The organism is Streptomyces sp. Edi4, assembly GCF_040253615.1.
Lineage (GTDB): Bacteria > Actinomycetota > Actinomycetes > Streptomycetales > Streptomycetaceae > Streptomyces.
Window position 1 is genome coordinate 4825943 of the sequence record NZ_JBEJGY010000004.1, and the last position, 13734, is coordinate 4839676.

The window sequence follows — 13734 nt, forward strand, 5'->3', positions numbered from 1 at the left end:
CCGCCGCGGCCCGGGACGTCACCGGGGCGGCGGCGTCCCGTCCAGGCGCGTCGTCGCGGGGGTGGTGCGGGGCGTGATGGTGACGCCGGTCAGCCAGCGTTTGAGGCGGCGGCCGACGGGGCGCTCCACGCCCCGGTGCACCGCCCAGGCCGCCGCGAGCAGCACCGCGACGAGGCCGGCCAGCAGCAGATGGGCCGGTACCCGCGTGTGGAGGCGTTCGATCACGGCCCAGCCTATGGACTCGTGCAGGAGGTAGAGCGGGTAGGTCAGGGCGCCGGCGGTGGTGAGGCGGCGCCAGTTGAGGAAGTCCAGTTTTCCGAGCGCGACGGCGAGCAGGATCCCGTAGAAGGCGGTGACGACGGCCAGGGCTACCGTCCAGGAGGGGCGCAGCCCCACCCAGTTCTCGTCGTGGACGAGCCCGGTCAGCCGGTGCTGTGCCAGCAGCCACGAGGCACCGAGGAGCAGCCACAGGACCGGCGCGGGCCGGAAGCGGTGCATGAGGTACAGCACGATGCCGCCGACGAAGAAGGGGGCGAACTGTGGCTGGAAGACGACGGTCATGAGCGGGATGCCCGAGCTCGGCGCGAGGATGGCGCCCAGCAGCCACAGGCCGCAGAAGGCCACCACGCGCCGGTAGGTCAGGCCGCCGTACGCGACGACCGCGAAGAGCAGATAGAAGCGCATCTCCGCCCAGAGCGACCAGTACGAGGGGTCCACATGGGCCACGCCCAGGGGTTCGTGGACCATCGTGAGGTTGGTCAGGACGCGCGAGAGCGTGATCGTCCGGTCGCCGGCGCACCACAGGACGGCGGCGGTGGTCAGGACGCAGACCCAGAACGCCGGGTACAGCCGCACCACGCGGCTGACGAAGAAGTCGCGCGGGGTCCGTCCCCAGCAGCTCATGCAGATGACGAACCCGCTGATCATGAAGAACAGCTCGACGCCGAGCCAGCCGTATCCGGCGACGCTGTGGGCGAGCGGGAAGAGCTCGGCCGTGCTCCGGCCCCAGGCCCCCCGGTCGCCGTACCGGTCGTAGCCGAGGAAGTGGAACGCCACCACCATCAGCGCCGCGATCAGTCGCAGCCCGTCCAGTACGTAGAGCCGCGGCGGTCCGGCCTTGGCGGCCGGGGCCTGGGGGAGCGCCTGGGGAGTGCGCGGGCGGGGGAGCGTGGAACGCAGAGCTGTGTCTGACAAGGCGGGGATCCTAGCCGGAGCCGGTCGCGGCCGTTCCGGTCGGTTCGGGGATGGCGCTGTGTACGAGTGCGATGACCTGGGTTCTTCCTGCACGCTAGTACATACCCCGTGCGTTCGATTTGGTGCGGGGTGCGCGCCCGCCCCGGGCGGCCCGGGCGGGCGCGGTGGTCATCGCGTGCGGCGTCCGGTGGCAGTCGGCCCCAACGCCCCTGCGGCGATCAGCAGTTGGCGTGGGTGGACCGGTCCGCGAAACGGTCGGCAAGCCAGTTCGCGGCCGGTACGCCGCCCACCGTCACGCCGCCGATGTGGCCGAGCAGCGCCAGCGCGTGCCACTCCACGTCCGCGCCACGGGCGCACCAGTCCGAGCGGAGCCCCTGGCCCACCGCGTACGGGATCAGCTCGTCGAGGGTGGCGTGGTACAGGTACACCGGCGCGTCCGGACGTTCCGTGCCGAGCCGGGACCGCTCCAACGCGGCCTGCCAGTCCGGCTGTTGGAGCGGGTTGCGCACGGTCAGGTCGGTGATGTGCTTGAAGGAGCCCACCGTGGTGTCGACGGCCACGCAGTTGTTCCTGAAGTAGTCCACGAGCGCCTTGCCCGCCGGGTTCAGATACGTGTCGAGCCTCAGCTCGGGAAAGGCCGCGTCCTGGCCGGCCGCCGCCATGAGGATGAGGCCGGAGCCGAGGCCGCCGTCGTTGGCGGCGGCGACCTTCATCAGATCGGCCGGGACGCCGCCGGTCGCGGTGCCCTTCACCAAGAGGTCGGGCGCGTAGGTCCGGTGCAGCTCGGCGGCCCAGGCGGCGGCCTGGCCGCCCTGCGAGTAGCCCATGATCCCGACGGGGGAGGCCGCGTCGACGCCGGGGACGCCGAGGTGTTCGGCGGCGCGGGCCGCGTCCAGGACGGCGGTGCCCTCGGCGCGGCCGACGGTGTAGGTGTGGTCGCCGGGCGTGCCGAGCCCTTCGTAGTCGGTGACCGCGACCGCCCAGCCCTTCTGCACCACCTGGTTGATCAGGGTGGCCTCGACGGCCGTTCCTTGGGGGAAGTTGGCGCTCGGCGCGCACGAGTCGGCGAGCCCGACCGTGCCGACGGCGTACGTCACCAGGGGGCGGGGGCCGGTGTGGCCGTCGGCGGGCACGATGACCGTGCCGGAGACGACGTTCGGGGCGCCCGTGGCGCTGGTGGAGCGGTAAGTGACGTGCCAGGCACGGGTGTTGGTCCACTGGCCCGGCAGCGGGTGGAAGGCGGTGGGGGACTGGGTGACGATGTCGCCGGGTGTGAGGGATGACGGGGACGCCGGGGACACCGGGGACACCGGGGACGCGGGGCTCTGGGCGAATGCGGTGGGGGTGGCTGCCGAGAGGAGGAGTACGGCGGCCACGACACCGGCGACTCGGGTACGGATGTGCATGCGGCTCTCCCAACGGTCCGATGGGGCTTGGCAGTTGAGGAGAAGGTAATGACTGTCGGGCGCCCCCGGAGCTGACCGTACCGCTCACCTTCACTGACCGGGCCTCACAGACGCGGGAACCATCCGCATGGCGCGGGGTCGCCCCGGTGTCCATCCGCATGGCGCGGGGTCGCTCCCGTGCCCATCCGCATGTCGCGGGGCCGCCCCTGTGCCCATCCGCATGGCGCGGCGCCGTCCCCGTGCCCCCCATCCGCGCGCTGCTGTGCCGCCCCCGTCCCTCAGTGCTCCAGGCGGTAGGCGCCCGGTGTCGTCCCCGTCCAGCGGCGGAAGGCGCGGTGGAAGCTGGTGTCCTCCGAGAAGCCGAGGCGCGCCGCGATCTCCGCGATCGGCTCGCGCCCCGCGGCGAGCCCCGCGATCGCCGCGTCGCGCCGCACCGCGTCCTTGAGCTGCTGGAAGGACGTGCCCTCCCGGCCCAGGCGCCGGCGCAGGGTGGCCGGCGACATGGCGAGCCCGGCCGCCGTCTCCTCCAGGGTGGGCAGGCGGGGCGAGGAGCGCAGCGAGCCCGCGAGCGCGCGGCCCACCTGCTCGCCCACCGTCGAGCCGTAGGGGTGCCGGCTGAGCAGTTCGAACGGCGAGCGGCGCAACATCCGCCCGAGCGCGGCCTCGTCCCGGATGAGCGGCGCGGTCAGCAGGCGCGCGTCGAACACGGCCTCCGTGCGGGCGCCGCCGAACCTGACCGGGCAGCCGAACAGCGACTCGTACTCCCCCTGGTGCGAAGGCGCCGGATAGCCGAAGGCGGCGCGGGCCAGCGGGATCCTGCGGCCCACGAGCCAGCTGCACAGCCGGTGCCAGATGATCACGAGGCATTCGGTCAGAAAGCGGTCCTCGTCCCGGCCCGCGAGATCGCCAAGGACCGCGAACACGGCGTCGGGGCCGCTGACTTCGAGGGCGAGATCGGGGCCGTGCGCGAACAGGCCGTAGAAGGCGGTGCCCCGGCGCACCGCCGCGCCGAGGTCGCGGCAGCCCAGCACGGCGTGGCACATCATCGCGAAGGTGCCGGGCCTGCTGGGGGCGCCGCCGAGGCCGAGGAACTCGTCCCCCGTCGCCCGGTACAGGGCGCGGAAGAGGCGGGCGAACTGGGCCGGGGTGACCCGCGCCCGGTCGTCCCCGAGCAGCAGCGGCGGGATGCCGGACGCCTGGAGCAGGGGCACGGTGTCGATGCCGTGCCGCTCGGCGCCGCGCAGCACGGCCCGCACATGGTGCACGCTGATCGTCGGCTCCGCCACGGTCAACGACCCTAGCGGGGTTGAGCGTTGAGGTCAGCCGGGGTGACGTTTCCCGTCATCCCGCGCGGCCGGGACCCGTACCTACCGTCGGGTCATGACCCTCCGCAGCCCGCACCAGGAGCCGTCCCCGCGCCCCCGTACGCTCGCCGTGTTCACCGAGTGGACCGCCGAGCGCCATCCCCGCGAGCCGGCCCTGCGGTTCCGTGACGCGGGCGGCGGGTGGGCCGTCGTGACCTACGCCGAGCTGCGCGAGACCGTACGCCGCACCGCGCGCGGGCTGCTCGCGCTCGGCATCGGACCAGGTGAGCGGGTGGCGATCCTCGCGGAGACCCGGCCCGAGTGGACGTACACGCACTTCGCCGCTCTCGCGGTCGGCGCGGTGGTGGTGCCGGTGTATCCGACGGCGGGCGACGAGGAGACGGCGTGGGTGCTGGCCGACTCCGGGGCGAGGGCGGTCTTCTGCGAGGGGCCCGATGCGGCGGACCGCGTGGCGCGGCTGCGCCCGGAGCTGCCCGCGCTCGCCCACGTGCTGCCGCTGACGGGTCCCGGCGGGCCGGACGGGTCCGCCGTCCCGGTCGACGACCTGCTGGCCCGGTCCCGCGCGGTGCGGCCCGAGGACGACGCCGAGCTCGTCTACACCTCCGGTACCACCGGGCCGCCCAAGGGCTGCCGGCTCACCCACGGCAACCTGGGCGCCGTGCAGGACGCGACCCTGCACCTCATCGACGGCGGCCCGGGCGACCGCACCTACCTCTATCTGCCCCTCGCCCACCTGTTCGCCCAGCTGATCCAGTTCTCCACGCTCCTGAACGGCGGGGAGCTGTGTTACTTCGGCGGCCGGATCGAGGACGTGCTGGGCGAGCTGGCCCAAACGCAGCCGACCCATCTGCCGTCCGTACCGCGCCTGTTCGAGAAGGTGTACGCGGCGGCGCGTTCGCTCGCCGAGGCGCGTGAGGGCGGCGCCGAGCGGTTCGACGCGGCGGTCGAGCTCGGTGTCCTCGCGGCGGACGGACGGCTTCCGGCGGAGCGGAAGTCCGCGTACGAAGCCGCGGACGCCTCGCTGTTCAGCCTGGTCAGAGCGGCCTTCGGCGGCCGCCTCCGGTGGGCTTTCACCGGCGGCGCCCCGATCGACCCGGCGGTACTCGACTTCCTGCGGGCCTCAAGGATCGGAATCTTCGAGGGGTACGGGATGACCGAGTCGGCCGGGGTGATCTCGCTCAACCACCCCGGCGCGGTGCGGTACGGCTCGGTGGGGCGGCCGGTGCCGGGGTGCGAGGTGCGGATCGCGGCCGATGGGGAGGTGCTGGCCCGGGGGCCGATGATCTTCCCCGGGTACCACGCCAACGCCCGGGGCACCGCGCAGGCGCTGGACGCGGAGGGGTGGCTGCGCACGGGGGACCTCGGCGCGGTCGGCGCGGACGGCTTCCTGACGATCACGGGCCGCAAGAAGGACCTGATCATCACGTCCGCCGGCAAGAACCTGACGCCCTCGCACGTGGAGCTGGCCATCGAACGGTCCCGCTTCGTCTCGCACGCGGTGATGGTGGGCGACCGCCGCCCCTACCCGGTCGCCCTGATCACGGTGGCCGCGGAGGAGGTGGCCGGCCGGGACGAGGAGGAGGTGCGGGCGCTGGTGGGGGAGGCGGTGGCGGCGGCCAACGCGCGCGTCTCCCGCCCCGCGCGGATCCGGGACTTCGCGGTGCTGGCGCGGGACTTCTCGGTGGAGGCGGGTGAGCTCACGCCGACGTTGAAGGTACGCAGGGCGGTGATCCTGGAGCGGTACGGGGCCGAGATCAACACGCTGTACCCCTGACCCGGGCCACCACCGACCCCGCCCGCGCGGTTCCCCGCGCCCCTGGGGGTGCACCACGTGCGTTTTCGGGTGCGGTCCGTGCGGGGTTGCCCGCGCAGTTCCTCGCGCCCTTGGGTGCGCCACGTGGGTCTTCGGGTGCGGTCCGTGCGGGGTTGCTCGCGCGGTTCCTCGCGCCCCTGGGTGCGCCACGTGGGTCTTCGGGTGCGGTCCGTGCGGGGTTGCTCGCGCGGTTCCTCGCGCCCCTGGGTGCGCCACGTGGGTCTTCGGGTGCGGTCCGTGCGGGGTTGCTCGCGCAGTTCCTCGCGCCCCTGGCGGTACTGGGGTGCGGCGGGACTCCAGCGGCCCGGGGTGCCCTACAGGGGCGCGGGGAACTGCGCGGGCAACCCAGCACGGCCAGCGGGCGAACGCACACCTGACCCACCCCAGGGGCGCGGGGAACTGCGCACAACGCACCCCGGGCCGCGCCGGAAGGCATCCGCACCCCGGGCCGCGCCGGAAGGCATCCGCACCCGTGAGGCAAAAGGCAGGAGCCCCGTCCAAGCGGACGGGGCTCCTTGGGTACTGCTAAGTCAGCGATCGCCAACCCGGAGAAGGTTAGGCCGGGGTGACATTCTCCGCCTGCGGGCCCTTCGGACCCTGAGTGACGTCGAAGTTCACGACCTGGTTCTCCTCCAGGGAGCGGAAACCAGACGCGTTGATCGCGGAGTAGTGGACGAAGACATCCGGGCCGCCGCCGTCCTGGGCGATGAAGCCGAAGCCCTTTTCAGCGTTGAACCACTTCACGGTTCCGGTAGCCATAAGCCCTCCTTGGGCCAAAGGGTTGCCCTGCTCCAGAACCTGCAAACAAGTCTGAAAACTACAAAAGCCTGCGGGTTACATGCTCCGCAGGCTCTGTACTGCAAGGGAAACCAAACTGCAACTTGCGCTGAGCGTAGCACGCGGCTCGGGCCCGGCGGTAGAGGGAAAGATCACTCGGCTCGGACGTTTGTCCGCCCCCTGAGCAGGCCCGGGACCCCGCCCACGCCCCCGCGAACCACCCCGCCCGCCGTCTTCGGGCGACGCCCCGCCAGGCCCGGCGCGGTCCACGAAGTGGGACGGGTCTAGCCTCGGCATGTGGACAATTCAACCAGCCCCCAGCAGCACGGCGACCGGCCCCGCGTCGGCCACATCCAGTTCCTCAACTGCCTGCCCCTGTACTGGGGCCTGGCCAGAACGGGCACCCTGCTCGACCTGGAGCTGACCAAGGACACCCCGGAAAAGCTCAGCGAGCAGCTGGTGAACGGCGACCTCGACATCGCGCCGATCACCCTCGTCGAGTTCCTGCGCAACGCCGAGGACCTGGTCGCCTTCCCCGACATCGCGGTCGGCTGCGACGGGCCGGTCATGTCCTGCGTGATCGTCTCGCAGCGTCCCCTCGAAGAGCTGGACGGCGCCCGCGTCGCGCTCGGGTCCACCTCGCGGACCTCCGTACGCCTGGCGCAGCTCCTGCTCGCCGAGCGCTACCAGGTGGCCCCCGAGTACTACACGTGCCCGCCCGACCTCGGCCTGATGATGCGCGAGGCGGACGCCGCCGTGCTCATCGGAGACGCGGCCCTGCGCGCCTCGCTGCACGACGCCCCCCGGCTCGGGCTCCAGGTCCACGACCTGGGCGCGATGTGGAAGGAGTGGACGGGACTGCCGTTCGTCTTCGCCGTGTGGGCGGCCCGCAAGGACTATCTGGCCCGCGAGCCCGGCCTTGTCCAGCAGGTGCACGAGGCGTTCCTCGCCTCGCGTGACCTCTCCCTCGAAGAGGTCACGAAGGTGGCCGAGCAGGCGGCCCGCTGGGAGGTCTTCGACGCCGAACTCCTGGAGCGCTACTTCACGACGCTCGACTTCCGCTTCGGGGCCCAACAGCTCGACGGCGTACGGGAGTTCGCCCGCCGCACCGGCCCGACGACCGGGTTTCCCGCAGACGTGAGCGTGGAACTGCTCGCGCCGTGAGGGACGCGCCGTGAGCGGAAGCGGTCGTCACGGGACGCGGTTCAGGAGGACGGGGCCGGGGCCAGCATCTGCTTGCTGATCCACTCCATGGTGCCTTCGCCCATGCCCTCCACGTAGGTGTGGGCGTTGTGCGTGCCGTTCTGGATCATCTGGAGTCGGGTCTTCACCGGGCCCTTGCCGTACGTCTCGATGAACTGCTTCACCTTGGGTATGACCGTGGTCTCCTTGGTGCCGACCTGGAAGGCGAGCGCGACCTCGGGGCCCTTCTTGTCGATCAGGTCCTGGGCCAGCTTCTGCGGGTTGTTGGCCTGCTTCTCGGCGTCGTGGCCGGCCCACAGCGGGGAGTCGGGCACGATGTCCGGGCCCGAGGCGATCGCGGCCTTGAACAGGTCGGGCCGTTCGAGCACGGACTTCAGGCCGACGAACCCGCCGGACGAGGAGCCCATGAAGGCCCAGCCGTCGCGGGACTTGAAGGTGCGGAAGTTGGCCCGCACCAGGTCCGGCACGTCCTCGGTCATCCAGGTGCCCATCTTGGGCTGTCCCGGGATGTCGCTGCCGTCGTAGTAGTGCTTGGCGTCCGGGTTGAGGACCGGCATGACGACGATGAACGGCAGGCTCTTGCCGGTCTTGGACCAGGCGCTGATGCTGCTCTGGAGCTTGAGGTCGGTACCCATCCAGTAGTTCTTGGGGTAACCGTTTCCTCCCGGCAGCGCGATGAGCACCGGGAAGCCGCTGTTCTGGTACTGGGGGTCGAAGTACTGCTTGGGCGCCCACACCCACACCTTGCCCGTGAACCCCGACTTCGCGCCCTTGAGCGTGGTCACGCCGATCTTGGTGCCGTCGCCCAGGGTGCTCTGCGTGGTGAACTCGGCCGTGGGGCCGGTCGGCAGCAGCGTCTGCGCGGCCGCGCCGTCCTTGGCGGAGGCGTCGCCGTTCTTCTCCCCGCTCTGCGCCGGCGCCTGGGCGGAGGCCCGGGCCGACGGGCCGCTCGTCCCCGAGTCGAAGCTGACCGGCTTGCCCTCGTCCGAGCAGCCGGTGACCAGCACGACCGAGCCGATGACGGCGGCCCCTATCAGAGCGGCGGGACGGCGACGGTTCATTTCGGGGGCTCCGTGCATCTGGGATCGGGGACAGCGGACGACGGGAAGGGAGAGGCGGCGGGGCGTCCGGGCGGGCCCGCGCGAAGGTAGGGGCGATTCAGCATGAACTACACCAGTCAAGAGTGCGGAATACGCCATTCGGTTCGCCACCCTCCCCCTCCACCCGCCCCATCCGGACGTGATCCCGCGCACGTGGGGGGGTGAAGGGGTGTGCCGGGGACGGGACACCGGGGGCCGGGGCCGCCCGGGCCCCGGCCCCGCACCCTCGGTCCTTCCGCGCCCGGGGCAGCCATTAGCCTCGGGTGGGCCAGAGCAGGGCGAAGGGCCGGGTGGCCGGCGGGGGAGGAAGACGACCATGCGAGTCCTGGTGACCGTCGTACAGGAGGGTGCACCTCCGTACGACGTCATGGTCAACGCCGACGACGACGCGGTCGCCCGGGACGTGGCGCAGGCGCTGGCCGCGTCGGGCGCGGGGCCGTGGCAGGCCGAACGCCCGTCGCAGGTGGTCGTGGCGCTGCCCGGGACCGTTCTCGATCAGCGGTACGGGGGCCGGAGCGCCGAGCCGGTCCTGTGGGCGGACGGGCATCGCTGTGATCCGGACACCCCGGCCGGCCGGATCCTCCGGGACGGCATGCGGGTCTCGGTCGACGACTCCATAGGCCCGCTGCTGCGCAAGGGCGAGCCCGTGGGCTGGTACGAACTGCGCGTCGCCGGCGGCCCCGGTGCGGGGCGGATCGCCCGGCTCGCGGTCGGCACCGCGACGTTCGGGTCGGCCACGACCTGCACCCTGGCGGCCCCCGACCCCGTGCTGGCGCCCGTCGCCGGACAGATCACCGTCGACGTCCGGGGCGGAGCGAGTCTCACCCCGCAGCACGGCTCCACGCTGCTCCTGGACGACGAGCCGGTCGAGGCCGCCCAGGACTGGCCGCTCGGCGGCGTCGTACGAGCGGGGGACTCGCTGTTCGTCCTGGACCGGGTAGGTGAACCGGACGCCCACCTGTCCGCGACCGGTGAGGGAGGTCTCGCCTACAACCGGCCGCCGCGGCTCTCCCCGGTGCGGCCCCGTCCCCGGCTCTCCGTGCCCGTCGAGCCGTCCAAAACCGAGCGCACCCGCTTCCAGACGATCTCCGCGCTCACCCCGATGATCTTCGGCCTGGTCATGTACTTCGTGACCAGACAGGTCTACATGCTGCTGTTCTGCGCGATGTCCCCGGTGATGATGCTGGGCCAGTGGATCAGCGACAATCGCGACGGCAAGCAGCGGAACAAGAAGTCGCTCAAGCAGTACAGGGGCGAACTCGCCGCCTACGAAGCCGAGTTGGCCCGTCTGGGCAAGGAGGACCAGCGCAACCGCAGGGCCGACAACCCCGACCCCGCGGAGGTGCTGCTCTTCGCCACCGGTCCCCGCCGCCGGCTGTGGGAGCGACGCCGTACCGACGTCGACGTCATGCGGCTGCGGGTCGGCGTGGGCACGCTGTACGCCGACATCGAACTCGTCCACGGACAAGGCGCGGCCTACGGAGAGGAGCAGCCCGAACCGCCGCTCCTGTCCCACCTGCCGGTCACCCTGTCGTTCCCCGGGCTCGGCGTCGTCGGTGTCTCCGGCGACCGTCCGCGAGCGCTCGCCACCGCGCACTGGCTCGCGGTCCAGGCCGCCGTGCTGCACAGCCCCCGTGAGCTCTCCATAGTCTTCCTGGCGGCCTCCGCCCAGGCCGGAGCGGACTGGAACTGGGCGCACTGGCTGCCGCACGCCGCGCCGCAGCAGGGTCAGGACTGTGTCGCCCTGGTCGGCTGCGACAGCGAGGCGATCGCGCGACGCGTGAACGAACTCCTCAACGAGCTGGCCCGGCGCAAGGCCGCCCAGGAGAGTTCGGGCGCCATGATGAGCGGCGCCCCGGGGGACGAGCCACACATTCTGCTCGTCCTGGACGGAGCACGGCTGCTGCGCCGCATGCCCGGCGTACCGCAGCTCCTCCAGGAGGGGCCGCGGCACGGGATCTTCGCGCTCTGCCTGGACGAGGACGACCGGCTGCTCCCCGAGGAGTGCAAGGCCGTCGTGTGCTGGACGCCGCGGTCGCCGACCCATGTGCAGTTGCGGGGCTCGGGCCTGGAATCGGTCGGCGATGTGCTGGCCGATCAGGTCGGCCCCGACTGGTGCGATCTGCTCGCCCGCTCCCTCGCCCCCGTCCGCGACGTCAGCCGGGACGACGCGGGCGGAGCTCTGCCCACCGCCGCCCGGCTGCTCAGCCTGCTCGACATGCCCGACCCGAGCGGCGCCGACATCGAACGGATCTGGCGGGCCGGGGGCTCGACCACGGCGGCTCCCATCGGAATCGCGGCCGACGGCGTCTTCACCCTGGACATCCGCAGGGACGGCCCGCACGCGCTGGTGGCGGGTACGACCGGCGCCGGCAAGTCCGAACTCCTCCAGACGATCATCGCCTCGCTGGCCGTCGCCAACCGGCCCGACGCCCTCAACTTCGTCCTCATCGACTACAAGGGCGGCAGCGCCTTCATGGACTGCGCCCGGCTTCCGCACACCGTCGGCATGGTCAGCGACCTCGACGCCCACCTCACCGAGCGGGCCCTCGCCTCGCTCGCGGCAGAACTGCACCGTCGCGAGACGATCCTCTTCAACACCGGCACCAAGGACATCGAGGACTACAACGACACCCGTAAATTCCGCCCCGAACTGGAGCCGATGCCGCGGCTCGTCCTGGTCATCGACGAGTTCGCCTCGCTGGTCGCCGAACTTCCCGACTTCATCGCGGGCCTCGTCGACATCGCCCGCCGCGGCCGTTCACTCGGCGTGCATCTGGTGCTGGCGACCCAGCGTCCGGCCGGTGTCGTCAGCGCCGACATCCGGGCCAACACCAACCTGCGCATCGCGCTGCGCGTGACGGACGGCAGTGAGTCCATGGACGTCATCGACGCCGCGGACGCGGGCGCCATCGCCAAGTCCACCCCGGGCCGCGCCTACGTACGCTCCGGCGCGCAGTCCCTGGTCGGTGTCCAGTCCGCCCGCATCGGTGGCCGCCGTCCGGCCACAGGCAAGAGCGGGCCCAAGGCGGTGCTCTCGCCGTTGCCCTGGACCGCGTTCAGTCGTCCGCTGCCGAGATCGGCGGAGTCGGAGGACGACGGCACGATGGTCACCGACCTGGCCGTACTCGTCGACGCGATCAGGGGCGGCTCCGACACCATGGGGTTCCCGCCGCCCCGCAGTCCCTGGCTGCCCCCGCTGCCCGAGCACGTCACGCTCGAAGCGCTCACGGCCGCGGCGGGCTCCGCCCCCGCCCACGGCGACGTCCCGCCCATCGGGTTCGCCCTCACCGACCTGCCGGCCCAGCAGGCCCGCAAGCCCTTCGCGCTCGACCTCGTCGCGGGCGAACACACGATGCTGGCCGGCGGCGCCCGCTCGGGCCGTTCGACCGCCCTGCGCACCCTGGCCGGCTCGCTCGCCAGGACCGCCTCGCCGCGTGACGTCCACGTCTACGCCATCGACTGCGGCTCCAATGCCCTGCTCCCGCTGGTGCGTCTGCCGCACGTGGGCGCGGTGGTCAACCGGGACGAACCCGACCGCGTGCGCCGGCTCCTCGACCGGCTGCTCGGCGAGATCAGCCGGCGCCAGCAACTCCTCGCGATGCAGGGCGCGTCCAGCGCGGCCGAACAGCGGGCCTCGGCCGCGCCCGAGGACAAGCTGCCCTGGATGGTGCTGCTGCTCGACAGCTGGGAGGGCTACTTCTCCACGTTCGAGAACTACAATTACGGCCAGCTCATCGAGCAGGCCCAGCGCATCTTCCGCGAAGGCTCCGCGGTCGGCCTGAAGGTCGTCATGACGTCCGACCGCAGCGGCCTGAGCGGCATGGTCGCCTCGGCCTTCCAGGACCGTCTGATCCTGCGGTTCGCCGACCCCAACGACTATTCGATGGCGGGCCTGCAACCACGCGAAGTACCCAAGAACATGCCGCCCGGCCGCGCTCTGCGCATCACCGACACCGGCACGGAGGAGACGCAGATCGCTCTCCTCGACGAGGACCCGAGCGGCCAGGCCCAGGTGCGGACGCTCCGCGAGATCGCCGAGCAGGCGCGGAAGGACCACGGCCGTACGCCGGCCCGGTTGCGTCCGATGCGCGTGGACGCGCTTCCCGCCCGGATCACGGCCAGTGAGGCGATGGCGCTCGATCCCGACTTCGCGGTGCCGTCCAAGCTGTGGGCGCTGCTCGCCGTCGGCGGGGACGAACTGGCGCCCGTCGGGATCGACTTGGAGGAGTCGGGCCCCGGCTTCGTCATCGGCGGGCCGCCGAAGTCGGGCCGCTCCACGGCCCTGATGTGCGCGGCCGATTCGTTGCTCGCCCAGGGCACGCCGCTGGTCCTGGTCACCCCCCGGCGCTCCCCGCTGCGCGACCTGGAGGGCCGCGAAGGGGTTCTGGGCGTCCTCGACGGGGAGGCCAGGGAGGACGATCTGGAGGAGTTGGCGGAGAAGGCGGAGGGCCGCCCCTACGTGATCATCGCGGACGACGCCGAACTGCTCTACGACACCAGGCTCGACGAGGCGCTTGAGGCGATCCTGCGCAAGGGCGTCGATGGTGGCCTCGGCCTGATTGCGGCGGGCACGACGGACAGTCTGGCCTCCCAGTACCGGGGCTTCGTGACCGCCGCCCGCAAGACCCGCAACGGCCTGCTCCTCAACCCCCAGAACTCCCAGGAGGGCGAGCTGTTCAGCATCCGCCTGCCCGCGAACACCGGCGGCGGCAGGCCGGGCGGCGGACTCCTTGTCTCGGGCGGGGCGTTCCGGCCGGTGCAGGGGGTGTTGCGGGGGTGAGCGGGGGCCTGAGGCGGCGCCGCGGCTTGCGGGTGGGGCCGACGCCCGCTTCACGCCCCGGCAGGGCAAGCCGAAGGGGCGCCCACCCGTGGTGGACGCCCCTGCGATGCCCTTGATCCGACCGCGAGGGTAC

General features: G+C 72.2%; 8 protein-coding genes. 3 read left to right on the forward strand and 5 right to left on the reverse strand.

Translation table 11 applies throughout. The features are described from left to right. Positions 1-18 precede the first annotated feature (18 nt). From ABR738_RS23910 to ABR738_RS23920, 3 genes are all read right to left on the reverse strand, one after another. Positions 19-1194 (reverse strand): acyltransferase family protein, encoded by a 1176-nt coding sequence (locus ABR738_RS23910; protein ID WP_350232027.1) that lies wholly within the window; start codon positions 1192-1194, stop codon positions 19-21. Positions 1195-1412: 218 nt separating this feature from the next. Continuing rightward, complete coding sequence (locus ABR738_RS23915) at positions 1413-2600, reverse strand: alpha/beta fold hydrolase (protein WP_350232028.1); 1188 nt, start codon at positions 2598-2600, stop codon at positions 1413-1415. Between the two features lie 278 nt (positions 2601-2878). After that, a complete protein-coding gene (locus ABR738_RS23920; RefSeq protein WP_350232029.1) occupies positions 2879-3886 on the reverse strand; it encodes an AraC family transcriptional regulator in 1008 nt (335 codons plus the stop codon). 94 nt (positions 3887-3980) lie between these two features. Between ABR738_RS23920 and ABR738_RS23925 the strand changes: the two genes are divergently transcribed. Next, positions 3981-5699 carry an AMP-dependent synthetase/ligase gene (locus tag ABR738_RS23925; protein ID WP_350232030.1) on the forward strand — a complete coding sequence of 573 codons (1719 nt, stop codon included), beginning with the start codon at positions 3981-3983 and terminating at the stop codon, positions 5697-5699. A gap of 594 nt (positions 5700-6293) precedes the next feature. On the opposite strand, the gene ABR738_RS23930 is transcribed toward ABR738_RS23925, so the two are convergent. After that, complete coding sequence (locus ABR738_RS23930; RefSeq protein ID WP_003967102.1) at positions 6294-6497, reverse strand: cold-shock protein; 204 nt, start codon at positions 6495-6497, stop codon at positions 6294-6296. Positions 6498-6812: 315 nt separating this feature from the next. Between ABR738_RS23930 and ABR738_RS23935 the strand changes: the two genes are divergently transcribed. After that, positions 6813-7679: a menaquinone biosynthetic enzyme MqnA/MqnD family protein gene (locus tag ABR738_RS23935; RefSeq protein ID WP_350232031.1), complete on the forward strand. Its 867-nt coding sequence runs from the start codon at positions 6813-6815 to the stop codon at positions 7677-7679. A gap of 41 nt (positions 7680-7720) precedes the next feature. Here the strand turns inward: ABR738_RS23935 and ABR738_RS23940 are convergent, their stop codons facing one another. After that, a complete protein-coding gene (locus ABR738_RS23940; RefSeq protein ID WP_350232032.1) occupies positions 7721-8779 on the reverse strand; it encodes an alpha/beta hydrolase in 1059 nt (352 codons plus the stop codon). A 355-nt stretch (positions 8780-9134) separates the two neighbouring features. On the opposite strand from ABR738_RS23940, the gene ABR738_RS23945 reads away from it, so the two are divergent. Further along, positions 9135-13601: a type VII secretion EssC family protein gene (locus tag ABR738_RS23945; RefSeq protein WP_350232033.1), complete on the forward strand. Its 4467-nt coding sequence runs from the start codon at positions 9135-9137 to the stop codon at positions 13599-13601. The last annotated feature ends 133 nt before the right edge of the window (positions 13602-13734 follow it).